Annotated in this window: 20 protein-coding genes and 1 pseudogene; 11 read left to right on the forward strand and 10 right to left on the reverse strand. The window is 61.6% G+C overall.

Annotated elements, in window-relative coordinates:
* Window positions 1-63: 63 nt before the first annotated feature.
* Window positions 64-1,242 carry a DUF3095 domain-containing protein gene (locus NKJ23_RS13990; RefSeq protein ID WP_352577340.1) on the reverse strand — a complete coding sequence of 393 codons (1,179 nt, stop codon included), beginning with the start codon at window positions 1,240-1,242 and terminating at the stop codon, window positions 64-66.
* A 74-nt stretch (window positions 1,243-1,316) separates the two neighbouring features.
* Between NKJ23_RS13990 and NKJ23_RS13995 the strand changes: the two genes are divergently transcribed.
* Both NKJ23_RS13995 and NKJ23_RS14000 read left to right on the forward strand, forming a co-directional pair.
* Window positions 1,317-2,405 (forward strand): glycosyltransferase family 4 protein, encoded by a 1,089-nt coding sequence (locus NKJ23_RS13995; RefSeq protein WP_352577341.1) that lies wholly within the window; start codon window positions 1,317-1,319, stop codon window positions 2,403-2,405.
* A complete protein-coding gene (locus tag NKJ23_RS14000) occupies window positions 2,402-3,226 on the forward strand; it encodes a polysaccharide deacetylase family protein (RefSeq protein WP_352577343.1) in 825 nt (274 codons plus the stop codon). Before NKJ23_RS13995 ends, NKJ23_RS14000 begins: the two co-directional genes overlap by 4 nt.
* A gap of 1 nt (window position 3,227) precedes the next feature.
* Here NKJ23_RS14000 and NKJ23_RS14005 read toward each other — a convergent pair whose 3' ends face one another.
* From NKJ23_RS14005 to NKJ23_RS14020, 4 genes are all read right to left on the reverse strand, one after another.
* Window positions 3,228-4,082: an MBL fold metallo-hydrolase gene (locus NKJ23_RS14005; RefSeq protein ID WP_352680677.1), complete on the reverse strand. Its 855-nt coding sequence runs from the start codon at window positions 4,080-4,082 to the stop codon at window positions 3,228-3,230.
* A 122-nt stretch (window positions 4,083-4,204) separates the two neighbouring features.
* A complete protein-coding gene (locus tag NKJ23_RS14010; protein ID WP_023675957.1) occupies window positions 4,205-4,654 on the reverse strand; it encodes a cyclic nucleotide-binding domain-containing protein in 450 nt (149 codons plus the stop codon).
* 157 nt (window positions 4,655-4,811) lie between these two features.
* Window positions 4,812-7,526, reverse strand: coding sequence for an ABC transporter transmembrane domain-containing protein (locus tag NKJ23_RS14015; RefSeq protein WP_352577347.1), 2,715 nt, complete (start codon window positions 7,524-7,526; stop codon window positions 4,812-4,814).
* Window positions 7,527-7,543: 17 nt separating this feature from the next.
* Entirely contained in the window at window positions 7,544-7,909 is a 366-nt protein-coding gene (locus tag NKJ23_RS14020; protein WP_352680678.1) for a hypothetical protein, read from the reverse strand.
* Window positions 7,910-7,994: 85 nt separating this feature from the next.
* On the opposite strand from NKJ23_RS14020, the gene NKJ23_RS14025 reads away from it, so the two are divergent.
* Window positions 7,995-8,663 (forward strand): class I SAM-dependent methyltransferase, encoded by a 669-nt coding sequence (locus NKJ23_RS14025; RefSeq protein WP_156937317.1) that lies wholly within the window; start codon window positions 7,995-7,997, stop codon window positions 8,661-8,663.
* A gap of 212 nt (window positions 8,664-8,875) precedes the next feature.
* Here the strand turns inward: NKJ23_RS14025 and NKJ23_RS14030 are convergent, their stop codons facing one another.
* From NKJ23_RS14030 to NKJ23_RS14045, 4 genes and pseudogenes are all read right to left on the reverse strand, one after another.
* Entirely contained in the window at window positions 8,876-10,054 is a 1,179-nt protein-coding gene (locus NKJ23_RS14030) for a glycosyltransferase family protein (protein WP_023675953.1), read from the reverse strand.
* Window positions 10,051-11,295, reverse strand: a complete 1,245-nt coding sequence (locus tag NKJ23_RS14035; RefSeq protein WP_352577349.1) for a glycosyltransferase — start codon at window positions 11,293-11,295, stop codon at window positions 10,051-10,053. The genes NKJ23_RS14030 and NKJ23_RS14035 overlap by 4 nt, the downstream gene beginning before the upstream one ends.
* A 1-nt stretch (window position 11,296) precedes the next feature.
* Complete coding sequence (locus tag NKJ23_RS14040; RefSeq protein WP_352457171.1) at window positions 11,297-12,511, reverse strand: glycosyltransferase family protein; 1,215 nt, start codon at window positions 12,509-12,511, stop codon at window positions 11,297-11,299.
* 489 nt (window positions 12,512-13,000) lie between these two features.
* Window positions 13,001-13,304, reverse strand: a pseudogene (locus tag NKJ23_RS14045) (ferritin-like domain-containing protein); the annotation flags it as partial.
* A gap of 401 nt (window positions 13,305-13,705) precedes the next feature.
* Between NKJ23_RS14045 and NKJ23_RS14050 the strand changes: the two are divergent.
* Together NKJ23_RS14050 and NKJ23_RS14055 are read left to right on the forward strand one after the other, a co-directional pair.
* Window positions 13,706-14,044: a hypothetical protein gene (locus tag NKJ23_RS14050; RefSeq protein ID WP_023675950.1), complete on the forward strand. Its 339-nt coding sequence runs from the start codon at window positions 13,706-13,708 to the stop codon at window positions 14,042-14,044.
* A 188-nt stretch (window positions 14,045-14,232) separates the two neighbouring features.
* The gene (locus tag NKJ23_RS14055; RefSeq protein WP_023675949.1) at window positions 14,233-15,471 is read left to right on the forward strand and encodes a M24 family metallopeptidase; all 1,239 of its coding nucleotides are present in this window, start codon (window positions 14,233-14,235) and stop codon (window positions 15,469-15,471) included.
* A 9-nt stretch (window positions 15,472-15,480) separates the two neighbouring features.
* On the opposite strand, the gene NKJ23_RS14060 is transcribed toward NKJ23_RS14055, so the two are convergent.
* A complete protein-coding gene (locus tag NKJ23_RS14060) occupies window positions 15,481-16,353 on the reverse strand; it encodes a helix-turn-helix domain-containing protein (protein ID WP_023675948.1) in 873 nt (290 codons plus the stop codon).
* Between the two features lie 106 nt (window positions 16,354-16,459).
* Here NKJ23_RS14060 and NKJ23_RS14065 point away from each other — a divergent pair, with 106 nt between their 5' ends.
* The 6 genes from NKJ23_RS14065 (at window position 16,460) to NKJ23_RS14090 (ending at window position 24,765) form a co-directional block, all read left to right on the forward strand.
* The gene (locus NKJ23_RS14065; RefSeq protein WP_023675947.1) at window positions 16,460-17,731 is read left to right on the forward strand and encodes an extracellular solute-binding protein; all 1,272 of its coding nucleotides are present in this window, start codon (window positions 16,460-16,462) and stop codon (window positions 17,729-17,731) included.
* 203 nt (window positions 17,732-17,934) lie between these two features.
* A complete protein-coding gene (locus NKJ23_RS14070; protein ID WP_023675946.1) occupies window positions 17,935-18,795 on the forward strand; it encodes a carbohydrate ABC transporter permease in 861 nt (286 codons plus the stop codon).
* Window positions 18,792-19,643, forward strand: a complete 852-nt coding sequence (locus NKJ23_RS14075) for a carbohydrate ABC transporter permease (protein WP_023675945.1) — start codon at window positions 18,792-18,794, stop codon at window positions 19,641-19,643. The genes NKJ23_RS14070 and NKJ23_RS14075 overlap by 4 nt, the downstream gene beginning before the upstream one ends.
* A gap of 8 nt (window positions 19,644-19,651) precedes the next feature.
* Entirely contained in the window at window positions 19,652-20,749 is a 1,098-nt protein-coding gene (locus tag NKJ23_RS14080) for an ABC transporter ATP-binding protein (RefSeq protein WP_023675944.1), read from the forward strand.
* A gap of 55 nt (window positions 20,750-20,804) precedes the next feature.
* On the forward strand, window positions 20,805-22,838 hold the full coding sequence (locus NKJ23_RS14085; RefSeq protein WP_352680679.1) for an aldo/keto reductase: 2,034 nt from the start codon (window positions 20,805-20,807) through the stop codon (window positions 22,836-22,838).
* 145 nt (window positions 22,839-22,983) lie between these two features.
* The gene (locus NKJ23_RS14090; RefSeq protein WP_352680680.1) at window positions 22,984-24,765 is read left to right on the forward strand and encodes an NAD(P)-binding domain-containing protein; all 1,782 of its coding nucleotides are present in this window, start codon (window positions 22,984-22,986) and stop codon (window positions 24,763-24,765) included.
* The last annotated feature ends 218 nt before the right edge of the window (window positions 24,766-24,983 follow it).

Genomic DNA, 24,983 nt, shown 5'->3' on the forward strand with positions numbered 1-24,983 from the left:
GGTGAGGCTCACCGCTCACAAGAGCCCCGAGGCATATTGCGGAAAATCGATGTCCGCAAGCCGTCAGACCGGCACCTTCGCCTTAAGGCTTGTGGCAGCCATCGCATAGCCGCCGGCGGCGCCATCGATGAAATGAACGTGATCGCGCTGCAGCGGCGATGCGACGAGGCATGTCATCAAGGCCGATTTCTGGCGGTGCAGGCCATAGTTGCAGATGCCCGCCTCTTCCGCCTGTTTCAGCCGGTTCTCGATCCGTTGCAACACATCCGCGTCAACGTCGATGGTCATCTTTAAGCCATCGTCGAACTTCCGGAAATCCGAATTGCTGGCCACTTCGCGTTTATAGATCTTCGGATCGAATCTGCCGATCGTCCAGCCATATCTATCCGTAACAGCCGTAAGCGTCATCAGGAACACTATCCACAGCTTCGACAGCCACCGCCGTCCTGCCGGCGCCGTGGCCCGCGCCTCGATATCGAGGCCGGCGGGCAGCAAACTGTAGTCCGGCCCGTTCACCGGCACCGGGTGGCCATCGCGTTCCTGCCTGCTGGCAAGGGCGATGATGTCGGAAACCAGAAACTGAAAACCGCGCAAGTCGCGCGACGCCCCCGGTATGGCGATGATCGAGACGATTTCGCCATGCCGGGCTTCGATCGGGTTCCAGCGGCACGAGAGGCCGGTCAGGTCCGGCCGCGCGCCGGCCGGCGCAGGATCGATGCGGTAGCGCCCCGCTTTCATCTCGGCTTCCGCCCAACTGCCGCCACCTCCGGCGAACATGGCATAGAAGACCGCATCGGAGGCCTGGAACCTCGCCACGCGAACGTCGAGGCCTTGCGCTCTTATATCCTTTATCGGCACGATTGCGGCACGCAAGGTCAGATCCAGTTCGTCCGCCACCCATCTCTGGACAGCCGCCAGCGCGTTGCGGGTGATCTCCAGCGCCGAGCCGGGAAACGCCACGAGCGCGCCGTCGCCGCCGAAGACAAAGGGAAGATCTTGCCTACCCAGCGCATTGAGCAGCGCCGAAATGACGCTGGCACCGGCCATATTGACGGTTTTATAGCGCCCCGCCTCGATCGCCTTGGTCGAGCCGACGATGTCTGCGGTGGCCAGCGCCCAGCCATCGGGGAGAGGCCGATAGTTATCGATATCGGCAACGCTTTCAAACTTTGCGAAGACCGGCAGAGAAGCAACAAACGGATCGGACGCGGCAGCTGTTTCCATGAGCATCAGATAGCACATTCCAGTGCTTGAGGGTGAAGTCGATCATGCTTCGAAATTGACTTGCGCAGGCTTTCCGATGATAGGGTCCGGGGATGCGAATTGCCTTCTATGCGCCGCTGAAGTCGCCCAATCATCCCGTTGCCTCCGGCGACCGCCAGATGGCACGGATGCTGGTCAAGGCGCTGGAGCATGGAGGACATAGCGTCGAACTGGCATCCGAATTGCGCTTCTATCTACGCGAACCGGATTCGAAAAGTTTCGATGCGCTCAAGATCGAGGCCCGGGAGGAAGCCGCGCGGCTGGCAAGGCTTTGGGATCGTGACGGCAAGCCCGATCTGTGGTTCACCTATCATCCCTATTACAAGGCGCCCGACCTGATCGGGCCCGAACTGGCGTTGGCCTTTGGTGTCCCCTATGTGACAACGGAAGCCTCCTATTCGAGGCGGCGCAACACCGGTTTGTGGGCCGATACGCAAGCGTTGGTGGCGCGAGCCGTCGAACAGGCGGCGCTGAACATCTGCTTCACGCAAAGGGATCGTCAGGGACTGGCAGATGCGGTACCCGACGCCGCTTTCGGCATGCTTTCGCCCTTCATCGACACATCGCTATTCCGGGAAACGCCGGCACGAGGTTGTCCGACGCGCCTCGTTACCGTCGCCATGATGCGCCCGGGCGACAAACTCGAAAGCTATCGCATGCTGGCGCAGGCGCTCGGTTCGATCGGTCACCTGCCCTGGACCATGTCGGTCGTCGGGGACGGACCTGCCCGCGAGGAGATCAAAGCGCAATTCGCCGGCTTGCCCGCCGAGCGTATCGAATGGCTTGGCGCGATTGAGCCAGCCGCCGTGCCGGATGTCCTCTACAGTGGGGGAATTTACGTCTGGCCGGGTTTCGGCGAGGCCTATGGCGTTGCCTATCTTGAAGCACAGGCCGCCGGCCTTCCGGTTGTGGCTCAGGACGTCGCCGGCGTGCCGGAGGTCGTCCGGAATGGCCAGGCCGGGTTTCTCACCCCGCCGGACGATGTGGCGGCGTTCGCTTCTGCCATTGAAAGGCTTCTGGCCCGTAACGACGAAAGATCCATCATGGCCGCAGAAGCCAGACGTTTCATCCTCGAAGAACGTTCTCTCGGTGCTGCAGCGGCGCGTCTGGCCGAACTTCTTGCGAAGATCCCGGTCTCATGACATCCGATCAAATCTGGCAACCCTTGGTGGAGGAACTGGCGAGCCGGCAACGGGCGGACCGTAAGGCAGAGTTCTGGCTGCGCGACGATGACGCCGTGGATCCGACGCCTGCGCTTGATCGGTTGCTCGACCTCACCGGTGAATTCGCGGTTCCGGTGACTCTGGCCGTCATTCCCGCCCTGACTGACGAGAAGCTTGTCGTTCGGCTTGACGAGGCGCCGCATGCCACGGTCGCCATCCATGGCTGGGCGCACCGAAATCATGCGCCCGAGGGCCAGAAGAAGCAGGAGCTCGGCGCGCATCGGCCACGCGAGGCGGTGCTCGATGATCTGGCTCGCGGGCTGGCGCACATAACCGGCCTGCACGGCGCACGTGCCGTTCCGATGCTGGTGCCACCCTGGAACAGGATCGACGCCGGCTTGGTATCCGACCTTGGATCGATAGGGTTTTCGGCATTGTCGGTCTATGGGCCGCCAAGGCCGGCTTCACTTGCGGTCATCAACAGCAATGTCGACATCATGGATTGGCATGGCACGCGCGGCTGCCGCGATCATGGCCTATTGGTTCAGGCTATCATTGCGCAATTGCAGCATGCATTCGATGGGGGCGAACCGGTGGGCCTGCTCACCCACCATCTCGTACATGATGAATCGGCCTGGCTCTTCCTCGAACGGCTGTTCACAGTCACCGCACAGACTGAAGCCTGCGCATGGCTTCCGATCAGGACATTGATCGGGCGCAGCGCCGGTAGAACAATTCCAGGAAGGTATGAACGGTTTCCGTCCGGAATTGCGTCAAAACAAAGAGATAGAGGAAAATAGCTCAGCGCTTTTTGCGCAATGAGACTGGAAGTTTGAGCGTCTGGCCATCCCGCGCGACAAAAGCGCCGGTAAACCTGTCCTTGGCCAGTTTCTGGATCTTGTCCAGTTCCTTGTCGGTGCGTGTCGGATCGTGGTGAAACAGTGCAAGCCTCCGCGCACCGGCCGCCTCACAGAGCTTGACGCCCTGTTGCCAAGTCGAGTGCCCGTAACCGCGGCGGCGTTCCATTTCCTCCTCGGTGTAGGTGCAATCGTAAATGACGAGGTCGGCATCTTCGATCAGGCCGAGCACCGCCTGATCGAGTTTGTCCGGCTCGTGCTCAGTGTCTGTGATCACCGCCACGACGCCGCCGCCCCATTCGACCCGGTAGCCTATGCAGCCGCCCGGATGCATAAGACTGCCGGTTCGGACCACCACCCCTTCGCGCGGGCGAAGCACGTCTCCAGATACGAAATCGCGATAGTCGAGGCTTGCCTTGCAGGCCTCCAGTTTCACCGGAAACCACGGCGGCCGCATGAACTCATCGACCATCTGCCGGGTCGTCATGTGTCCTGCAAGATGCCCGGACCAAAGCGTAACCTTGGCGCCCCGGTCATAGATCGGCGCAAAAGACGGCAGCCCGATGATGTGATCGTAATGGCAATGGGTGAAAAGCAGGTCGAAATCGGTCACGCCCAACGCCTGAAGCGCCGCGCCGGCAGGCCGTAGGCCAGAGCCTGCGTCGAACAGAAGCGTATGCTTACCGCATCGCATCTCGACACAGATTGAGTTGCCGCCATAGCGACAGAATTCTGGCCCTGATACCGAAATGCTGCCGCGGACACCCCAAAACCTGACCAGGAAAACGTTGTCGTCCATGCTACCCCTTCGCCCATCATATCCAAACAACTGCTGCTAGGCGAGACAGGCTTTCTCCGGGTGATCTTCTCAGCGAGAGGACAGTGCCGTCACGACGGCGAGGATCGAGCGCACGTCCTTCGTTATTTGGCGCTTCGTGCGTCGATCAGATCCGCGGTCGTATGGCTTAGGCGATCGGCAAGAACCCGCAATATCTCGATGGTCATTTCCGGGAACTCCCTCATAAGCCTCAGGAAATGATCCTTGCGGATTCTCAGGGCTTCCAGCGGACTTGCCGCTCTGACGGTGGCAGTGCGGGAGCTGTTGCACAATATGGCGATCTCGCCAACGATCGAATTTGGCTCCAGTTCGGCAACTTTTATCGGTCCGCTGTCGGAATCGACAAGAATATCCGCCCTGCCTGAAAGGATGACATAGGCGGCGTCTCCCTCGTCGCCTTGCCGGAAAAGGATCTGGCCGGCGCTGTAGCTCACACGATCGGATGTGAACGCAAGCAGCTTGAGCTTTGTCGGCTCGATGGCAGAGAACAAGGGAACGCGTTGCAGCATTCCAACTTCATCCTTGAGCAGCATTGTCGCAAACCTTCCAAAATTCGCGTTTGCCAGACTAGAGCAACGGACGCCCAGATGGAATCAATTCTCTTTCCGGGATGGCGAGACAAACCACGCGAAAGGTGGCGAGCCCGATGTCCGGCACCGGCAGAATGATCCCATCTGAATGTCCGTTGCTCTATGACAACAGTTCCTTGAAGATACCGTTCCCTGCCAAAAGTGTCTCGTGTGTTCCGTCTTCCGCCAATTGACCCGAGTCGAAGACGATAACGCGATCGAACATCATCGCCATTGCCGGATTCGTCACGACCCACACAATTGCCGGCGAATGGCCGTCGCGCCTGGCTTCCTCGAGCACATTTCGCAGCACCTTATCCTGCATGCGCTGGTCGAGCGCCGACAGCGGCCGGTTGAGAATGAGAAAATCGGGACGCTTGAGCAAGGCCCGGGCAACATCGAGCTTCTGTCGCTGTCCACCGGTCAGCCGCCTGCCGCCGGAGCCGACGTTGAAGTCCAGGCCGACATCCAGAAGTTCGCCATAAAGCCCCAGTTCGTCAAGAATGTCATAGACGATGGAGCGTATGCGGTCGGGCGCGTCGGGATGATTGTTGCCCACACGCCCGAACAGGACATTATCCATGACGGTGGCCGCGGCAATGTATTTGGCAGGATCATACCGTTCGACCGCATTGTGCAGCTCGGGCGGCAGGTCTTCATAGAACCGGTTGCGTGCAGCGACGATCTTGCTCATCAGCTCGTCGCTCAGCAGGCCGAAGCGGTGCCGGGGCTCGATGTAGGCAAAGCTCAAGGTGACGATCATGGCGCGATCGTTCTCCGAAACCGCCTCGTAGGGACGGTTCTTGAGCCGTTGCAGCAAGGTTTCGTAGGCGGGTATCTCCTCCGCGCTCATGAAGGCGAGCTGCTGGAAGAACTGGTGATCGGGCGGCAGGTCGGCAAACAGCTCGATCGCCTGTTTGGCGATCTCCAAGCCCATTTCGTAGAGCGTGCGGTCGAGGCCGGCTTGCCTCAGCACGGAAGCAAAATAGGGATTGGCCGCCAGGGCCCTGTCGGCCAGTTCGGGGCCGGCGGCAGCGCCGAAGAGCAGGTTTTGGCCGATCGTTGCTTCCTTGTTGTAGGCGCCCGGTTCGAAAGGAACCACCAATCCGCTCAGCCCCTCTTGTTCCAGCCGGGTCCGCAGCGCCGCACGCAGTTCGACGATCCGCCTGGCAAGCTCCGTGTGACGCGTGAGGTCGGCCGAAGAGCGCAAGCCGAGATCCAGAATGTCACGCGACAGAACAACCGCGTCGAGCACCCGGCGCACGGCTTCAAAGAGGTCGTGCGGGCCGGTAGCGCCAGCGGAAGCATAGTTGATCCAGTCGCTGTGGATATCAAGATCCGGATTGCCCGACCGGCGCGCCTCGTGAATGTTCCAGCGGTGCTGATCTGCCGCAGCACCGTCATAAGGCACCGATGTCAGCGGCGCATGCTTCAACCCGTAGAGCAGGTTGTCGCGGAGGCTTGCCTGGAACAGGAAAACATCCGACGAGGCATACGACATCCGCCGGCCGGTTACTGCTTCGGGGAGTTCAAGCAGGTCGTCGGTGCCCGAAGCGACCCTTCCGCTGTCCGGCCAGTTCAGCCTCGCGAAGGCTTCTGCAAGCGCCTCCGCTCCACCTGTTGCGGTACTGACCAGTGCCACCGCCTCACCCGGCTTGACCTGGAGGGAGATACGGTTGAGGAGCATTGCACCGCCATCGTCTGCTATGGACAGATTGATCGCCGACAGCGGCTTGGTCATCGGATCGGGATCGTCGATCGTCAATGCCCCGATTTTCGGCGCGATGAGACCTTCCACGGTGAACTGTTCAACGACCTGTTGATATTTGACCTGGACATCCTGCCGATCCTGATCCCAGTCGATCAGTTCCTTCATCGGTCCGGGCAGGTCCTTGTAGGCGCCGATCACGGCCACGAGCTGGCCGACGTCCAGCCGCCCCTGGAGGACCAGATACCCGCCGATCATGTAGAACAAAAAGGGCGTGAGCTGCGCGAGAAAATTGTTGAGGAACTTCACCATGAATTTCCATTGGTAAAGATCGAAGCGGATCTTGAAGATGAGCCCGAGCCGGGCAGCTATGTCGGCGCGCTCGTAGTTTGATGTATCGTGGACGTGAACCGCGCCGATGCCGTCGACGATTTCGCCAACCCGGCCCGAAAGCGCGCGCGCCGTCAACTGCCGTTGGCGCCCGAGCACGATCAGCCGCCGCCGCATTCGCGGGATGAGCACGATCTGGATCGCCACGATCACGACCGCTATCATTCCGAGCCAGACGTTCTGGATCATGATGAACAGCATGGCCGTCAGCGCTTGGCCGCCGAGCAGTACCGGCTGCAGGAAGGCGTCGCCGATGAAGCCGCCCAGCGGCTCCACCTCGTCCTTCACCATGGTCGCCACTTCGGCGGATTTCACCCGCTTGAAGTAAACCGGCGGAAAACGCAGCACACGGTCGACCAGATCGAAGCGGATACGCCGCAGCATGCGTTCGCCGAGGCGGCCCTTGTAGGTGTTGATGTAGAATTTGAACAGGCCGTTGATGACGACTAGCAAGAGGAACACAAGGCTCAGGGCAAACAGGGTCTCCTCGCGGTCGAGCTGAAAACCGGAGAAGAACTGGACCTCTCCAATGAACGGCAGGTTGTAGTGTAGCCTCATGAATGGCTGGGTCGCGCCCGGTTGCTCGAAGCCGCGACCTTGGATCGGTCCGTTGACGATCAGCTTCGGCAGGTCGAAGGACATGAAATACGGGATCATCGAAAGCACGACGATCATCAATATCCAGAGCTGCTGCTTCTTGGTGTGCGTCCAGATATAGCGGGCTAGGCTGGCTTCCATATGCGACTGTGGACCCTTCAGTTGGAAGGATGCAGGATGTAAAAGCACCTGCTGGCGAATGGCGTATCGGCAATTTCTTCATCGCCAACGACAAGCTCGAAGCTGCTGTGCACGGACATTGTCCTGCGCTCAACGATGCAAGGAACCTGCGAGGCGGCGCGATCCAGTTCCGGCGCATGGTCGATGGCAACGACATGGGCATTGTTGATCGGCGAAGAAAGCAGCTGGCCAAACGGTCCGCGGCTTTCGTGGGGCTTTGGCGAACAGCCGAGCAGCACGAGGCCGCAGCTGCGCGGCTGGTGCTGGCGGATGGACGCCGATGATCCGGACAGATGCAACAGGCTCTCTCCGGCACCGGGCAATAGCCAAGCGGCTTGCAGCATGATCACGTCCGCGGAATCAAACAGTCTTGCGGGAGGCAAGATTGCGTTGTGTCGCCCAAAATCCCAACATACAAGACGAATTATGATGGATGTCACGCAACCACGCAATGCCATGGACTGGCACGAGCAAGCCTTGGACCTCACGCGGGGAATTGCTGCTTATGTCAACTGCCCTCTCGTGGCAGGGCTGGCGCGCGTCGTCGCCAAGCATCCGAAGGCCGATATCGCCAACGCCTTCAACCACAAGCAGGTCGCCTGCAAGATGTGGGCGCTCGATAGGCTGTTCGAAAGCGGCGGCGGCCGCTTCGGGCGCATATGGGTTCTGGGTGGATGGTACGGCGTATTGCCGGCAATGCTTTTCAACGACGCCCGCTTCGACATCGCGGCGGTCGATAGCATCGACATCGACCCCGAAGTCGCGCCGGTCGCCCGGACCCTCAACCGGGAAGCCGGCGACCGGTTCCGGGCGCTGACGGCAGATATGTACGCACTCGACTATGCGGCCGGGCGGCCCGATCTGATAGTCAATACGAGCTGCGAACACATAGCCGATCTGCGCGCCTGGCTTGCTCTGCTTCCGCCGGGCACGAATGTACTGCTGCAATCGAACGATTATTTCAGCGAGCCGACGCACATCAACTGCGTGGCTTCGCTTGCAGCCTTCGAGGAAATGGCGGCGCTACGGGAGGTGCGGTTCTCCGGCGAACTGCCGACAAAAAATTATACGCGCTTCATGCTGATTGGAACTGTTTAATGCATTTCGCCCAAAAGCGCGTAGCGGTTTTGGGACAACGACACGCATAAAACAGGACTTGAAGCGCGTCGCACGAATCTCACCAGACGCGACGCGCGTTAGAGCATTTGCAGGAAAGTGTGGAAACGGCTTTCCGTCCGGAATTGCGTCAAAACAAAGAGACAGAGCGGTTCTGCGTGAAACGATGAACCGCTCTAGGATCTATCGTCTGTTCAATCATGAACTTTTCCGAAACCGGGCCCCACATTTAGGGACCATGTTCGATGCCGCTCGCGCAGGATTTGCGCGGAGCGACGCGCGCCTTCCAGATCGAGACGATGCGCGGATGGCGTCGGTTCCACAAGCGCTTGTTCGATCGCTTGCGCCAAACCTTCAGGCGTCAGATCCTTTTCCATCAGCACCGTTGCAAGACCGAGTTCTTCGAGCATCAGGGCGCGAACCGTCTGTTCGGTTTCCCCGCCGGCTGCAAATGGGACGAGCAGGGAGCGACAACCCGCGCGCAGGACATCGCAGACCGTGTTGTAACCCGCCTGCGAGACTGACAGGCGGGCGCCGGTCAGCAGGCTGGCGAAATCCTCGCGGAACCGGAAGATGGACAGGCCCGGCGTGGCATCGCGTGCGATCGCGTCAAACTCGTCTTTCGGCAGGTTTGGGCCGGTGATCAAACACCATTTCCAAGCGTTGTTGGCATTCCGCGCCGCTGCGATGGTGGATCTGACAAGGCTCTTTCCGGCAGCCCCGCCGCCAACCGACACCAGAACGTCGAAGCGCTCGGAGGCCGCGGGCGATGGCGGCGCGGCAACGAGCCCCGTGTAGGTGACCTCGGCCCTGATCGCCCCAGCCAGTGGAAATGTCTTGTCGATGGTTGCGAAAGCCGGATCGCCATGGACCATAACAAGATCGAAATGCCTGTTGATGAGATCGACCGTTTCCTCGTTTCGGCCCAGCTTGACGCGCTCCTGGAGGATATCACGGACGGACGTCGCCAGCAGCGGTCTGGGCGACGTCGCGTCGATGGCCTCGATCAGCGGCAAGAGTTCGAAACGCATCTGCCGGCGTCCAAATGGAAACGCCTCGACAATGACGATATCAGGCCTGCAATCCCGGAATGCCTGCAGCAGCATCTCTGAACGCCATTTCTTGAAATCATCGTCGATCGGGTTGCCTTGCAGGTCGACAAGTCCCGAAAATCCTTCATCACCGGAGGTGACAGGTGGCAGGGTTACAGATTGTACACCCAGTCCCGGAAACCCGGCGATCGGCGCTCCGCCGGTCACGACGGTAACGTCAAACCCGTCATCGACCAGAGCCGCCGCAATGCGGCTGGCGCGCGCGAGATGGCCGATGCCGAGCAGGTGCTGGACATAGAAGAAAGCGCGCAGCCGCTTCATTCGGCGGCCCGCCACTCCCGCTCGAACAGTTCCTTGAGCTGTCCAATGCTTGCCATATGATCGAAATTGCCGCGCACGCGCCGCTCTGCGGCGTCGCCGAGGCGGTCGCGGAGCACGGGATCACGGATCAGGCGCTCCAGCGCCTGTGCCAGGGCAATCGGGTTTTCCGTCGGAACCAGCAACCCGGTTTCATCCGGCGATAAAAGCTCCGGCACGCTGGAAATATCGGTCGACACGCAGGCAAGCCGCTGGCTAGCCGCCTCCACCAGAACGTTCGGCAGACCGTCGCGGTCGCCATTTGCGGTGATCCTGCAGGCCAGGGCGAAGATGTCGGCGCGGCGGTAGCGCTCAAGCACCTCCTCCTGCGCAAGCGCGCCTTTCCAAGAGACGCGACCATCCAGGCCGAGCTTTTGCGCCAGCGCCTTGAACCGTTCCAGTTCTTCGCCGCCGCCGATATGCTCGAAACGCCACGCCAAATCGCCGGGCAACAGGGCAAGGGCCTCCAGCAACGTATCGTAACCTTTCTTTTCAACGGCGCGCCCGACACTCAGAACGACAACCGGTTCGTCCGGAGCCGAGCCGTCATGCTGCTTTCGCGCCTCGCCGAAACTGCCGAAGCGATCAAGGTCGAGCCCATGATAGCTCAGATGCACAGACGAGTTGCCGTTAGCGAGTTTTTTCAGACGATCGAAGCCGGTTTTCGTGCAAGTGACCGTCCAGCGCGCCGAGGAAAGCTTGCCGGCCAGATCCCAGTCCGCCGAAGTCCAGATGTCCTTGGCATGGGCCGAGCAGGTCCAGGGCAGGCCACGAAGCTGGCTGGCATAGCGCGTCACCGATGCAGGCGTGTGCGCGAAATGTGCATGCAGCCAGCCCGCGTTTTCCGGCCATTCGGCCGCCAGCACGAGCGCTTGCCCGAAGCGGCGCGCGCGATTGCGCGTAAAGTCGCGGGGCATATCGGCAGCCAGCGATCCGAGCGCGCGCCAGAAGCCCGGACGCAGCAGACAGGCAAACAGCGAGCGAAGCACGCGCAGCGGCTCTTCATGCAGATATTCCGGCAGATAATGGACGGGCGCTTTGATCTCGTCATGCACGGGGTGGCGTTTTTCGTCGGTCGGCCGCCTGAGCGCGACGAGTATCAGGTCGAACCCCGCACGCTCAAGACCGAGCAGTTCCTGCGCGATGAAGGTTTCGGACAGCCGCGGATAACCCTTCAGAACCACGACGATCTTGCGATGTTGCAACTCAGGTCATTCCTTCAATGACCGAAAGGTGATGGCCGGCCCGCCGGTCGAGCAGTTCCGCGACGATTTCGGAAATATGAGGCAGCCCCTCCAGCGTCAGATGCGGATTGCTCTGCGATGGGCGGGGCCGGTCCGGCAGCACCTTCAATGCATCAGCAAACCGCCGGGAATCCTCGGCTTCTTCCGGCAAAAGCATCTCGATGAGGCCGAGTTCGGCTGCGCGCCGTGCGCGGATCAGTTGTTCCTGGCGGGGCTCGACGCGCGGCACGATCAGCGCCGGCTTGTCGAAAGACAGTATCTCGCAATAGGTGTTGTAGCCGCCCATCGCCACTACCGCCTTGGCGCCGGCAATCAGGTCTTCCATGCGGTTGTCGAACTCGATGATCTTGATGTAGGGGATCTTGGACCCCTTCTTGAGCAGCTTGTTGCGCTTGCGCGCCGGCATGTAAGGCCCAAGCACGATCAGGGCTCTATGCTGCAATTGCGGATCCTGCTGATAGGCATCAATGACGTCGTGGATCAGATCGGCGCCGTCACCGCCGCCACCGGTAGTAATGAGGATATAATCGCCCTCGGGCCGGTGGCCGGGCAACTCGTTCCGCTGCAGGCTCCGTTGCAGGAAACCGACGAACCTCATCTTTGCCCTGACAGCCGGGGGCACATCCAAGCCGGTCAACGGATCGTAGAAATCCGGCGGACCATAGGCCCAGACCTTGTCGTAGAAGACGCCTATCTTGCGCATCACGTCTCTGCGTGCCCACTCTGCTTCGAGCAGATGCGGCGCATCCATCACCTCGCGCAGGCCAAGCACCAGCGTGGTGCCCCGCGTCTTGAGGTAGGACAGCGTGTCCTCAATCTCACCGCGCAGGCCGAGCGGTTCCTTGTCGACGATGAAGATATCCGGCCGGAAGGTCTCAGCTGTATGGCGGATGATCGACTGGCGCATCCTTAGCGTCTCATGCAGATCGATGTCCTTTTCCAGCGAGGTGTATTCGCCGTTGCGCAGCTTGATGACGCTGGGGATCTTCACGAAGTCGACACGGGCGCGGTAGTCGAAGGCGCCAGCGATAGTCGCACCCGAAATGATAAGCACCTGAAGTCCGCGGAAATCCTCGACCAGCGAATGCGCGATAGTCCGGCAGCGCTGCAAATGGCCGAGCCCGAACGTGTCGTGGCTGTACATGAGAATTCGAGCGTTTTCTGCGTGCTGGGTCATTGTTGAACGTCTCTTAGAATTCTCGCCTTGAGGACCGTGAGCGACCCGCAGGATTCGAAACCATCCTCGCGGGTCTACCGACCTGTTCTGAAACATGAGGGCGCAATTTTCAATTCGTATTACAAAGAGGGTCCATATGCTGAAACCAGGAAGCTACGTCTGCTCAGCGGCCTGCTTGCCACGTGGTCCAGAAGAACCTGCATCATTTCGCTGGTATTGACCATCTCGGATTCTCGGCGGCCTTGACCGCTACGATCAACGTGGAAACTCCAGAATGGAATAAGGTATGGGCTGGGTACTTCACTTCGAGCGTCTAAGCCAAGCTCCTAAACCATGATGTGCCTTGGCGGTGGGAAGCCGGAGCGTTGACGGAGTAGGGGACACGTTCGAACCGCCTAGATCTCGACTCTCAGACCAGAATCTGGGGGTCAGGAGTTCGACTCTTTTCGGGCGAGCCAATTGAACTCACTAGCTTTTTGGATGCCATGGGCGCATGAACTCGCCGATTGCAGGCGTGTCAAAGCTGACCTGTTTGCCGCCAACGACAGCGCCGGCCTTCGGACCGGCATCCGAGTCTTCGATCCCTTTCCGGTTGTGCCGCGCAGGTAATATTCGGCTTCCATATATTCGAGATTGAGGGCGAACCGGAAAAAATGTCTTCGTCTTTGACCTCATCCTGCGCATAGGCCCGGGAAACCGGGGCAAGGCCGGTGGCCGAAGCGAGCGTTGCTCCCAGGCCAAACTGCAACGCGCGGCGGCGCGAAACACGAAATGCAGGCGTGACGCGGATCATGGCTTCCTCCCAAAAGCCCGCCGGCATCAAACATTTTGGCACCTCAAAAGCGCGCCTGCGCTCCCAACTTCACGAAATGTGGAATGTTCCTCAATCGCCTTGAATGATCTCACCGATGGCCGAGCAGCTAGGTTTCCTCGACCCTAGCCTGATGTCAGCCGACGCACACTGCGCTGTAGCGGCGCCGGATCTGCCGGCAGCAAAAATCCCGCCGCTGCGGTCGTCCGAAGTACGCTGTCGATAAAATCCAGGACTTTTGCGTATCGATTTCGGACCAAGGTCCGTCTTGTAGAATACTGTATTTGAACAAAGCTAGGTAACAGCCGACTTTCGGATTCGAAAGTCCTGACGTTTTTCATCTGAAACCCATCCTGGCGGGAGGGCGACTCGAAGGAGGAACTATGAAAACGCGCACCTGTCTATTCGCGACTGTAGCCGCTCTCACCCTTGTCGCATCTCCGGTACTCGCTGCTCCCGGCGGCAATGGCAATGGCAACGGCAATGGCGGCAGCAACGGTAACGGCGGAAACTCGGCCGGGGCCGGCTCGCAGGGACACGGAGCCGCCACTTCCGCCGCGGCCAAGGACAAGTCGACGACCGGCGTTGCTCATGCAATGGCGGTCGTTGCCACGACACCGGCCTCACCGCAGGCAACGCTGGCCTTGCAGGCAGCGCTGGATAGGAAGGCCGCGAAAGACGCGGCAGACACTGCCGACGACACCTCTGACGAAACCGAGTAAGCATTCGAAACAGACCACTTGTCGCGTTGAAAGCCGTGGTTCGCCGCGGCTTTTTTCGTTTCCCGACGACGAACTCTCAAGGTGAACAGCGCTTCCAGAAAAAAGCTGCTCCACAGCGGCACTGAAGCTACGCTAAGGCCAAACGCCGCCGCATCGGCGTCGGATTCGAGTGCATTCGAGGAGATCCCATGACCGGCTTTGTCGACCGCGAGCGCGCAACTGACCTGATGCAGCGCGCCGGCATCGAGGCGCTGGTGCTTTGCGAGCCCGAGGCGTTCCAATATGCCACCGGTGCCTGGATCGGCCCGGCCGGCCTGTTCCGGCGGGCCGGCGCCGGTTTCGTCGTTATTCCCAAGCGAGGCGACCTGCCGATCGGCGTCGTGGTGGCGGATTTCCAGGCTGCCCGGCTCCGGGCGGCGATGGCCGGCGCCGTGCTGCGCACGCATGCGATCTGGATCGAATCGGCGTCGCTCGAGCCGGCGACGGCCGACCGGCCTGTTGCGCAGCGCATCGAGGCCGGCCTGGTTGGCCGCGCTCCCGGTTTTTCACGTCCGGCGACCTTTGAGCTTGCCCGCTCCGTCCGCGAGCTGAAAACGATCCTCGCAGAATTCGGGCTGGAGCGTGCGACGCTCGGCATCGAGCTGGATTTCGTCTCGGCCAGCGATTTTTCCGCGATGCAGGCGATGTTGCCGGGCACTGCCCTGGTCAACGGCTCACCGGTTCTCGACAGGCTGCGGGCAATCAAATCGCAGAGCGAGATCGACCTTCTGCAGCAGGGCATCGCCCTGTCGGAAGCCGGCCTGTCGCGGCTGCAGCAGCATGCGACAAACGGCATGCGTCAGTCTGAGCTGGTCGCGCTTTACCGGCAAGGCGTCGCGGATGCAGCCGCCGGGTCGTCGCAGCAAATCTCGACGGCGGAATACGTCACGCTGGGCGCTCGCCCGAAAGGCGCCGACGCCGTCGCCGCCGCCGGCGATCCGCTGAAGGCCGACATGGTGTGCAGCGTGAACGGCTATGCCTCGGATATGTCGCGGAATTTCACCTTCGGGCCGCCGTCGCCCGAACAGGCCGAATTGCATGCGATAGCCGAACGCGCCTTCGCCGACGGGCTTGCCGCGCTTATGCCCGGAAAGCCGTTAGCCGCCGTGCATCGCGCCGCCAGCGAAAGCCTGGCGCGCCAGGGCCTGCGTTCCTATCGCCGCGGCCATTTCGGCCACGGCGTCGGCCATTCCGTGTTTTCCGAGCAATGGCCGTTCATCTCGGCCGACAGCAATGTCGTGATCGAGGCCGGCATGGTGCTGGCATTCGAGATCCCGCTCTACATCGACGGTCTCGCCAGCTTCAATCTCGAGGACCAGTTCCTGATCACCGCCAACGGGCCGTCGCCGATGAACCGCCTGCCGAGGCGCCTGGATATTATCGGCTGAATCCAGCCGTTATCTGGCGCCGGCCACGCCCCTGCGGAAATCCGACGGCGACATGCCGGAAAGCTTGCGGAACGACTTGTTGAAGGCACTGAGCGAGCCGAAGCCCGATTCCATGGCGACGCGCAGCACATTGGCATCCTGATGCATCAGCAGCGCCTGCGCGTAGCTGAGGCGCAGCAAATTCACATATTCATTGAGCGTCATGCCGGTCGATTTCTTGAAGATGCTCATGGCGTATTTGGGATGGATATCGGCCGCCGCGGCGATGTCGACGCAATCGATCTCGTAGAGGAAATTCTCGGCGATGAAGTCGCACATGCGCCCGACATTGCGCAGCGATTGCTGATCGAAGGGACTGCCTATCTCCTGTTCGACCGGGGTTTCGGGCACCAGCCGGTAAGGCTCGAAGCGCACCCGCTCCAGCCGCAGCAAAAGCTCGTTGACGGCATGCTCGGCCTTGACCGGGTCGCCGGAGCGGGCATAGCGGTTCCAGCGCTCGAAATTGTGGTCGTCCGAACGGTCGGTGGCGTCGGTCACCAGCGTCGCCCCGGTCATCAGTCTGTTGCGGACCTCGACGGGCAAATGCAGCCGGAAGAAATGCACCAGCGGCAAATGCGCGCCGGCATAGATGGCATCGTCGGAGGCTTCGTCCATCTGGTGCGGCAGGCCGCCCCAGAACAGGCACATGTCGCCCGCAGAAAGCGAAAGCCCGTGCCCGTCCATGCGGTAATGCACGGCGCCACGCACGATGAAATTCACCTCGACCTGGGCGTGCCAATGCGGCTTGAGCATCACCAGGGGCTGGGTGTGGAACATCTGCAGCAGCAGCGGCAGGCCCTCCACGCTGCTGGCGCCAGGCTGGTAAAACGGCCTTTCCGGCATCTTACTTTCCGCTCATTTCTTATTCCCTTTGTCGCGGACAAGGCTTTCCCGAGGCCTAGTCTAGCCACGCTCGCAAACAGAGAGCAACTGAAATGGGAGGATTTCAATGCGCATAAAATTGACCTGCGCCGCGCTCGCGCTTGCCTTGGGCTCCAGCCCGGCCTTTGCGCAGTCCGGTGAAATCACGATCTGGAGCTGGAATATCGCCGCTTCGTCGCTGAAGGCGACCATAGCGGGCTTCAACAAGCAGTATCCCGACATCAAGGTGACGGTCGAGGACCTTGGCAACCAGCCGACCTACGACAAATCGATCGCCGGCTGTGCCGCCGGCGGCGAGGGGCTGCCTGACATCGTTACGATTGAGAACGGCGAAGCCGAAAACTACTGGAGCCAGTTCCCGGATTGCTTCGTCGACCTGCATACGCTCGGCTACACCGCGGAAGACCAGGCAAAATTCCCCGACTTCAAGCGTACCGAGCTCGAGGTTGACGACAAGGCCTATGCGATGCCCTGGGATTCCGGTCCAGTGGCGATGTTCTACCGCCGCGACTTCTACGAGAAGGCTGGCGTCGATCCGTCCTCGATCAAGACCTGGGACGATTTCATCGCCGCCGCCAAGAAAATCCAGGCCGCCAATCCCGGCGTCACGATGACCAACGCCGATTTCAACGGCGATTCCGAATTCTTCCGCATGATCTCCAACGAGCAGGGTTGCGCCTACTTCTCCGCCGACGGGCAATCGATCACGGTCAACCAGCCCAAATGCGTCGATGCCATGACCAAGATCAAGGAGATGAAGGACGCCGGCATCATTTCCTCTGCCGACTGGAGCACCAAGATCACCAACAATACCGCCGGCAAGGTCGCCACGCAGATGTATGGCGGCTGGTATGAAGGCACCGTGCGCACCGAATCGCCCGATGGGGCAGGCAAATGGGGCGTCTATCTGATGCCGAGCCTGACCGCCGACGGTCCGCGCGCCGCCAATCTCGGCGGCTCCTCGCTCGCCATCACCTCGGTGTCTAAGAACAAGGAAGCCGCCTACGCCTATCTGAAATACACGCTTGCGACGAATGAGGGCCAGATCACCATGCTGAAAGGCTTCGGCCTGGTGCCGTCGCTGATCTCGGCGCTCAACGACCCTTATGTCTCCGAAGGCCTGCCCTATTGGGGTGGCCAGGCCGTGTGGAAGGACATCCTCGGCACCTTGCCCAAGGTCGTCCCCAGCCGCGGCACGCCGTTCCAGAGCGACGCCGAAATCATCATCCGCGCGGTGCAGACCAAATATCTGGCCGGCGGCTATCCCGACGCCAAGGCAGCTCTCGACGATGCCGCAAGCCAGATCGCCGCGGCGACCGGCCTGCCGGTCAAGTCGTGATCTAGACGAGGCGGCTCCGAGCGCGCGGCTCCTTCTCCCCTTGTTGGAGAAGGTATCGCCGAAGGCGACGGATGAGGGGTGCTCCAGCTTGGCGCCGGCGGCACTCCGGCCATCACCCCTCAACCGTCTCGGCGCTACGCGCCGATCCACCTTCTCCCACAAGGGGAGAAGGCAAGAACTTGAAAGCAGAAAGGAGGAAAACGATGCGCTACCAGAACGCCACGGCGTATCGCTTCCTCGCGCCGTATCTGCTGATTTTTTCGATCTTCTGGCTGTGGCCGATCATCGATTCCTTCCTGATCTCGTTCCAGGCGACGCGCACCGTGCCGTGGCGCTTCGCGCCGACCTTCAACTGGGGCCGGTTGATCGGCGATCCGGCCTTCTTCAATGCCTTGAAGAACACATTGCTGATCCTTGTCATCCAGGTGCCGGTGATGATTTCCCTGGCGATTGTGATGGCGGTGCTTTTGAATTCGCCACTGCTCAAGGCCCGTGGCCTGTTCCGCTTTGCCTTCTTCGCGCCGGTCGTGGTCGGCGAGGTCGCCTATTCGGCGGTTTTCCGGCTGATGTTCAATCTCGACTACGGCATCATCAACAAATTGCTGAACGGCATCGGCCTGCCCAGTGTCGACTGGTTTACCAACGTCACCCCGGCGATGGCGGTGATCATGATGGCGGTGACGTGGCGCTGGGCCGGGTACAACGCCATCATCCTGCTCGCCGGCCTGCAGTCGATTCCCGAGGATGTCTACGAGGCGGCGACCCTGGACCGGGTCAGCAAGGTCAAACAGTTCTTCTACATCACGCTGCCGCTGCTCAAGCCGATCATCGTGTTCTGCGCCGTGCTGTCGATCATCGGCACCATGCAGCTGTTCACCGAGCCCTTCCTGATCACCGAGCGCGGCGGGCCGGGCGGCGGCACCGAAACGCTCGGGCTGCTGCTTTACCGCCAGGGCTTCCGGTCGCTCAATTTCGGCTACGCTTCGGCCGTCGCCTACACCATGGCCGGGCTGGCGATTGCCATTTCGCTGGTGCAGATATGGCTGACGAGGGAACCGAAATGACCTCGCACTCAAGAGTCAGCCGTTCCCAGGCCAGATTGGGACGCAGCATCGCGCTGCATCTGTTCCTGACGCCGCTGGCGCTGGTCTGGCTGTTTCCGCTGTGGATGATGGTGGTTTTTTCGACGATGCCCGACAACGGCATCTTCAGCCCCGACATCGAGCTTTTGCCGCATGGCAATTTCCTCGACAATGTCAGCAATCTGCAGCGCGGCACCAATTTCATCGGTGCCATCGGCATCTCCGTCTCGGTGGCGGTGACCTATACCTTCCTGTCGGTGATGCTGACCTCGATGGCCGGCTGGGCGCTGGCGCGTTACAACTTCTTCGGCAAGGGCATGGTCGTCGCCATCATCTTCGGCACCATCACGCTGCCCTATGCGGTCGTGCTGATCCCGCAATTCATCATGGTGGCGCGCGACTTCAAGCTCGCCAACACTTGGGTAGCGCTGATCGTGCCGCCGCTGTTCAATTCGCTGGGCGTGCTCTTCATGCGGCAGAGTTTTTCGATGATGCCGCACGAGCTGTTCGACGCCGCCAAGGTCGAGGGCGTCAAGGAATGGCGGATATTCCTGTTCGTCGCACTGCCTCTGGCGCGGCCGATGCTGGCGGCGCTCGCCATCATCCTCTTCCTTGCCTCCTGGAACAACTATCTCTGGCCGCTGCTGATCAATTCCAAGCCGGGCGCAATGACCGCGCCCGTGGCGCTCGGCACGCTGATCGGTCTCACCAAGGTGTCCTGGGGCGGCATCATGGCGGGCGCGGTGATGCTGACGGCGCCAATGCTCGTCGTGTTCGTGCTTCTGCAGCGCCATTTCGTTGCCGGCATCGCCGCCGGCGCCATCAAGTAAGGATCAGCATGGCGGCAGTCACACTCAAAAACGTCATCAAGCGCTTCGGCGTCTTCGAGATCGTCCACGGCGCCAATATCGACATCGATGACGGCGAATTCGTCGTCTTCGTCGGCCCTTCCGGCTGCGGCAAGTCCACGCTGCTCCGGATGATCGCCGGGCTCGAGGACATCAGCGACGGCGAGATCGCCATTGGCGGCAAGGTGGTGAACGACGTCGAGGCGGCCGATCGCGGCATCGCCATGGTGTTCCAGTCCTACGCGCTCTATCCGCACATGACGGTCGAGCAGAATCTGAGCTTCGGCCTGAGAATGACCGGCAACCCCAAGGCAGATACCGAGCGGCGGGTGAAGCGGGCTTCCGAAATCCTGCGCATCGCCGAGCTGATGAAGCGGCGGCCGCGGCAATTGTCGGGCGGCCAGCGCCAGCGCGTCGCCATCGGCCGCGCCATCGTGCGTGAGCCGCAAGTGTTCCTGTTCGACGAACCGCTCAGCAATCTCGATGCCGAGCTCCGGGTGCAGATGCGCGTCGAGATATCGCGCCTTCATAAGGAACTCGGCGTTACCATGGTCTATGTGACGCACGACCAGACCGAGGCGATGACGCTGGCCGACAGGATCGTCGTGCTCAACGCCGGCAATATCGAGCAGATCGGCGCGCCGCTCGATCTCTACGACGACCCCGCCAACCGCTTCGTTGCCGGCTTCGTCGGCTCGCCGAAAATGAACTTCCTGGCGGCAAAAATGGTCGGGGCCGACAACGGTGCGGCGGTCGTCGAACTGGTCAATCATCGCGGCGCGCGACTGCGCAAGCCGCTTTCGGATGCCTTGCCTGCAACAGGCGGCGATGTCGTGCTTGGCGTGCGGCCGGAGCATTTCTTCGACGCCGGCCAGGGCGATTGCGACCTTACCCTCAAGGCCGACGTCGCCGAGCACTTGGGATCGGTGAGCTATGTCTATGCCAATTCCGGTACCGGGGGCGGACGCGAGGAACTGATCATCGAGCGCGAGGCCTCGCGGCATCGCGCGAACGGCGACGACCTGGTGGTGTCGATCAAAGCCGACCGCTCGCTTCTCTTCGACGCCACCGGCGCACGCATTCGCTAACCCATCTTTCTTTTGTCCGATCGCGATTGCTCGCGGCCACCCCACGGAGATTGACATGACGTCCAAACCAGAAAAAGTTCGCTGGGGCATTCTCGGGCCCGGCAACATCGCCAAGGCTTTTGCCGGGGGCGTCGCCCATTCGCGCACCGGCACATTGGTCGCCCTAGGGGCGCGCAATCCGGGCAAGGCGGGGCTCACCGAGGCTTTCCCCGGCGCTCGCATCCTGGACGGCTACGAGGCTTTGGTTGGCGATCCGGATGTCGACGCGATCTATATTTCGACGCCGCATCCGAGCCATGCCGAATGGGCGATCAAGGCGGCCGAGGCCGGAAAGCACGTGCTTTGCGAAAAGCCGCTTGGCCTGACCGCATTCGAAGCCGACGCCATGATCCATGCCGCGCGCAAGGCCGGCACCTTTCTCGGCGAAGCCTTCATGTACCGGCTGCATCCGCAGACGGCCAAGCTGGTCGAGCTGATCAGGGCCGGCGCGATCGGCGACATCAAGATGATCAAATCCAGCTTCGGCTTCGCCATGCCGGGCTTCATGCCGGAGCACCGTCTCTACGCCAAGGATCTCGCCGGCGGCGGCATTCTCGATGTCGGCGGTTATCCCGTCTCGATGGCGCGGCTGATTGCCGGCGCCGCGGCGGGAAAGCCCTTCGCCGAGCCGGACAAAGTCGTCGGCGCTGCGCATCTCGGCCAATCCGGCGTCGACGAATGGGCGTCGGCGCTGTTGCATTTTCCGGGCGGCATCGTCGCGGAAGTGTCCTGCAGCATCTCGCTCGCTCAGGACAATGTCTTGCGTATTGTCGGCAGCAAAGGCCGCATCGAGGTGGCGGATTTCTGGTATGCCGGCGGCCAGCAAGGCGGCACCGGCGAAATCCGCATCATCCGTCCGGGTGACACCGAGGTGGTCGAGGTCACGGAGGACGGCTGGCTGTACGCATTTGAGGTCGACGCCGCCGGCGAGGCCATTCTCGGCGGAAAGCAGGAGTTCGCCTGGCCCGGCATGGGCTGGGCCGACAGTCTCGGCAATCTGCGCGTGCTCGACAAATGGCGGGCCGCAATCGGGCTCGAATACGACATCGAGAAACCGGCAAAGCGCGTCAACACGATCTCCGGACGGAAGCTGCGCTCCGGCGGAACCGCCATCCCCAAGCGCAGCATTCCGGGCCTGCCGCGGCCGGCCTCGTGCCTGGCGCTCGGCTTCGAGGATTTCCGCAGCTTTTCCTCGGGCTCGATTCTGCTCGATGCCTTTTTCGAGGCCGGCGGCAATCTGTTCGACACCGGCTATGTCTATGGCGCCGGCTATACCGAGGCGCTGCTCGGGCAATGGCTGAGGAATCGCGGCGTGCGCGAGCAATCGGTGGTCATCGCCAAGGGCGCGCACTCGCCGCTCTGCTATCCCGATGTCATTGGCAAGCAGTTGACGCAGTCGCTGGATCGGCTGCAGACCGATCATGTCGATATCTATTTCATGCACCGCGACAACCCGGACGTGCCGGTCGGCGAGTTCGTCGATGCGATGGACCGGGAGGCCAAGGCCGGCCGCATCCGCGGGCCGTTCGGCGGCTCGAACTGGACACGAGAACGAATGGACGAGGCAATTGCCTATGCCGAGCGCACCGGCAAGCAGAAGCCCGGCGCGCTTTCCAACAATTTCTCGCTGGCCGAGATGCTGGAGCCGATCTGGCCCGGCTGTATCACGTCCTCCAGCGACGAATGGAAGGCCTGGCTAACTGCCCGGCAGATGCCGAATTTCGCCTGGTCGAGCCAGGGCCGCGGCTTCTTCACCGACCGCGCCGGGCGCGACCGGCACGACAATGAGGAGCTGGTCCGGGTCTGGTACTCGGAGAAGAACTTCGGCCGTCGCGACCGCGCGATCGAGCTCGCCAAACGGCTGGGCAAGAGCCCGATCCATGTGGCGCTCGCCTATGTCCTGGCGCAGCCCTTTCCATCCATCCCGCTGATCGGGCCGCGCACGCTCGACGAACTGGAAGACAGTCTCCAGGCGCTCGACATTTCGCTGTCGCCGGACGATCTGGCATGGCTGGACAGCGGTTCGGATCAGGCGCGCGCGCGAGCCTGACAGCCGGGTCGTTGCTCGAGCCTAGCGTTTGCCTCTCAACTTCCGGAGCGTTGCCCGCTGCCCTCACCCTTGCCTCTCCCCGTTCTTCACGGGAGAAGGTATGGGTAAGGGCAGCGCCGAATTCACTGGGAAGCAGGAAAGACAGATGCTCGACATCGCACCATCGAAACAGGCCGCCACCTGGCTCGGGTCTTTTGCCCGGGCGCTCGAATCGGGCGACACGGCGGCAGTGGCCGATCTCTTCGTCGAGGACTGCTACTGGCGCGATCTGCTGACCTTCACCTGGAACATCAAGACGATGGAGGGGGCGGCCGCGATCCGCGACATGCTGGAGGCGACACTGGCATCGGCAAAGCCAACCCGGTGGCAGCTCGGCGGCGAAGCGACTGCGGACGAAGGCGCCATCGAAGCCTGGTTCACTTTCGAGACGTCATCGGCATGGGGCCAGGGCATCATGCGCCTCGGGGAGGGCAAATGCCGGACGCTGTTCACGGCGATGACCGATCTCAAGGGTTTTGAGGAGCGCAAGGGCCCGGCGCGGCCGCTGGGCGTCCGCCACAAGGCGGATCCGGAACGCGAGACCTGGCTGGAGGCGAGGCGCCGCGAGGCGCGTGATCTCGGCGTTAGCCAGCAGCCCTACTGCCTGGTTATCGGCGGCGGCCACGGCGGCATCATGCTGGGGGCGCGGCTCAGGCAATTGGGCGTGCCGGCCATCGTCATTGAGAAGAATGCGCAGGCCGGCGATTCCTGGCGCAATCGCTATCGCTCGCTCGTGCTGCACGACCCGGTCTGGTACGACCATCTGCCCTACATCCCGTTTCCCGAGAACTGGCCGGTGTTCACGCCCAAGGACAAGATGGGCGACTGGCTGGAAATGTATACGCGCGTCATGGAGCTCAACTACTGGACCTCCACGACATGCGTCAGCGCGTCCTACGACGACGCCGAAAAAATCTGGACGGTCGAGCTCGATCGCGCCGGCGAGCGCATCACGCTGAAGCCCAGGCACATCGTCTTTGCAACCGGTGCTTATGGCCCGCCCAGGCGCATCGACCTGCCGGGCGCCGAGGTCTTCGACGGCGAAATCTTGCATTCCAGCCAGTATTCCAGCGGCGAGAAATTCCGCGGCAAAAAGGTCGCCGTCATCGGCGCGGCAAGTTCCGGCCATGACGTCAGCGTCGACCTCTGGGAGAGCGGCGCTGAGGTGACCATGGTCCAGCGCTCGCCGACGACGGTGGTCAAGTCGGACACGCTGATGGAGATCGGTTTCGAGATCTTTTCGGAAAAGGCGCTGGCCCGCGGCATCACCACCGAGAAGGCCGACATGATCGTCGCCTCGACGCCGTTCGCGCTGCTGCCGCAAGGCCAGCGCGCGCTTTACGACATCATCAAGGCGCGCGACGCGGCCTTCTACGATCACTTGCGCGGCGCCGGCTTCGCCATCGATTTCGGCGACGACGAGACCGGGCTCCTGATGAAGGCCTACCGCACGGGCTCGGGTTTCTATATCGACGTCGGCGCCTGCGATCTGATCATCGACGGCGAGATCGGCATCCGCAGCGGCGTCGGGATCAAGTCGCTGACGCCGACAGGCATTCTCTTCGACGACGGCACCGAACTCACGGCCGACGCGATCATCGCCTGCACCGGCTATCAGTCGATGAACGAAACGGTGGCGGCGATCGTCTCGCGCGAAGTCGCCGACAAGGTCGGCCCGTGCTGGGGGATTGGCTCGGGCGTGAAAGGCGATCCCGGGCCGTGGCAAGGCGAATTGCGCAACATGTGGAAGCCGACGGCACAGGAAGCGCTGTGGTTCCACGGCGGCAATCTGGCGCTGTCGCGCTTCTATTCGAAGTACGTCGCGCTGCAGATCAAGGCGCGCATGGAAGGCATTGCGACGCCGGTCTATGGAGCGCCGGGGAAGTAGGCTGCGCGGCCCTTCCCTTCTCCCCTTGTGGGAGAAGGTGGCCGAGCGAAGCTCGGTCGGATGAGGGGTGTTCCAGCTTGGCAACGACGGCGATCCTCCCAACACCCCTCAACCGTCTTGGCGCTGCGCGCCAATCCACCTTCTCCCACAAGGAGGGCTTTGCACGGGGAAGCGAAATCCTGGTTGGTGAGTTAATGGGGCTTTTTTGATGGCCGGGA

Origin of the sequence: Mesorhizobium sp. M0184 (assembly GCF_040322215.1) — a bacterium.
In the GTDB taxonomy this organism is placed as follows: Bacteria; Pseudomonadota; Alphaproteobacteria; order Rhizobiales; family Rhizobiaceae; genus Mesorhizobium.

What these genes read in the sequence shown, in the direction of transcription:
- NKJ23_RS13990 (WP_352577340.1), bottom strand. Translation starts at nt 1,242, where the DNA reads ATGTGCTATCTGATGCTCATGGAAACAGCTGCCGCGTCCGATCCGTTT.
- NKJ23_RS13995 (WP_352577341.1), top strand. Translation starts at nt 1,317, where the DNA reads ATGCGAATTGCCTTCTATGCGCCGCTGAAGTCGCCCAATCATCCCGTT.
- NKJ23_RS14000 (WP_352577343.1), top strand. Translation starts at nt 2,402, where the DNA reads ATGACATCCGATCAAATCTGGCAACCCTTGGTGGAGGAACTGGCGAGC.
- NKJ23_RS14005 (WP_352680677.1), bottom strand. Translation starts at nt 4,082, where the DNA reads ATGGACGACAACGTTTTCCTGGTCAGGTTTTGGGGTGTCCGCGGCAGC.
- NKJ23_RS14010 (WP_023675957.1), bottom strand. Translation starts at nt 4,654, where the DNA reads ATGCTGCTCAAGGATGAAGTTGGAATGCTGCAACGCGTTCCCTTGTTC.
- NKJ23_RS14015 (WP_352577347.1), bottom strand. Translation starts at nt 7,526, where the DNA reads ATGGAAGCCAGCCTAGCCCGCTATATCTGGACGCACACCAAGAAGCAG.
- NKJ23_RS14020 (WP_352680678.1), bottom strand. Translation starts at nt 7,909, where the DNA reads ATGCTGCAAGCCGCTTGGCTATTGCCCGGTGCCGGAGAGAGCCTGTTG.
- NKJ23_RS14025 (WP_156937317.1), top strand. Translation starts at nt 7,995, where the DNA reads ATGGATGTCACGCAACCACGCAATGCCATGGACTGGCACGAGCAAGCC.
- NKJ23_RS14030 (WP_023675953.1), bottom strand. Translation starts at nt 10,054, where the DNA reads ATGAAGCGGCTGCGCGCTTTCTTCTATGTCCAGCACCTGCTCGGCATC.
- NKJ23_RS14040 (WP_352457171.1), bottom strand. Translation starts at nt 12,511, where the DNA reads ATGACCCAGCACGCAGAAAACGCTCGAATTCTCATGTACAGCCACGAC.
- NKJ23_RS14050 (WP_023675950.1), top strand. Translation starts at nt 13,706, where the DNA reads ATGAAAACGCGCACCTGTCTATTCGCGACTGTAGCCGCTCTCACCCTT.
- NKJ23_RS14055 (WP_023675949.1), top strand. Translation starts at nt 14,233, where the DNA reads ATGACCGGCTTTGTCGACCGCGAGCGCGCAACTGACCTGATGCAGCGC.
- NKJ23_RS14060 (WP_023675948.1), bottom strand. Translation starts at nt 16,353, where the DNA reads ATGCCGGAAAGGCCGTTTTACCAGCCTGGCGCCAGCAGCGTGGAGGGC.
- NKJ23_RS14065 (WP_023675947.1), top strand. Translation starts at nt 16,460, where the DNA reads ATGCGCATAAAATTGACCTGCGCCGCGCTCGCGCTTGCCTTGGGCTCC.
- NKJ23_RS14070 (WP_023675946.1), top strand. Translation starts at nt 17,935, where the DNA reads ATGCGCTACCAGAACGCCACGGCGTATCGCTTCCTCGCGCCGTATCTG.
- NKJ23_RS14075 (WP_023675945.1), top strand. Translation starts at nt 18,792, where the DNA reads ATGACCTCGCACTCAAGAGTCAGCCGTTCCCAGGCCAGATTGGGACGC.
- NKJ23_RS14080 (WP_023675944.1), top strand. Translation starts at nt 19,652, where the DNA reads ATGGCGGCAGTCACACTCAAAAACGTCATCAAGCGCTTCGGCGTCTTC.
- NKJ23_RS14085 (WP_352680679.1), top strand. Translation starts at nt 20,805, where the DNA reads ATGACGTCCAAACCAGAAAAAGTTCGCTGGGGCATTCTCGGGCCCGGC.
- NKJ23_RS14090 (WP_352680680.1), top strand. Translation starts at nt 22,984, where the DNA reads ATGCTCGACATCGCACCATCGAAACAGGCCGCCACCTGGCTCGGGTCT.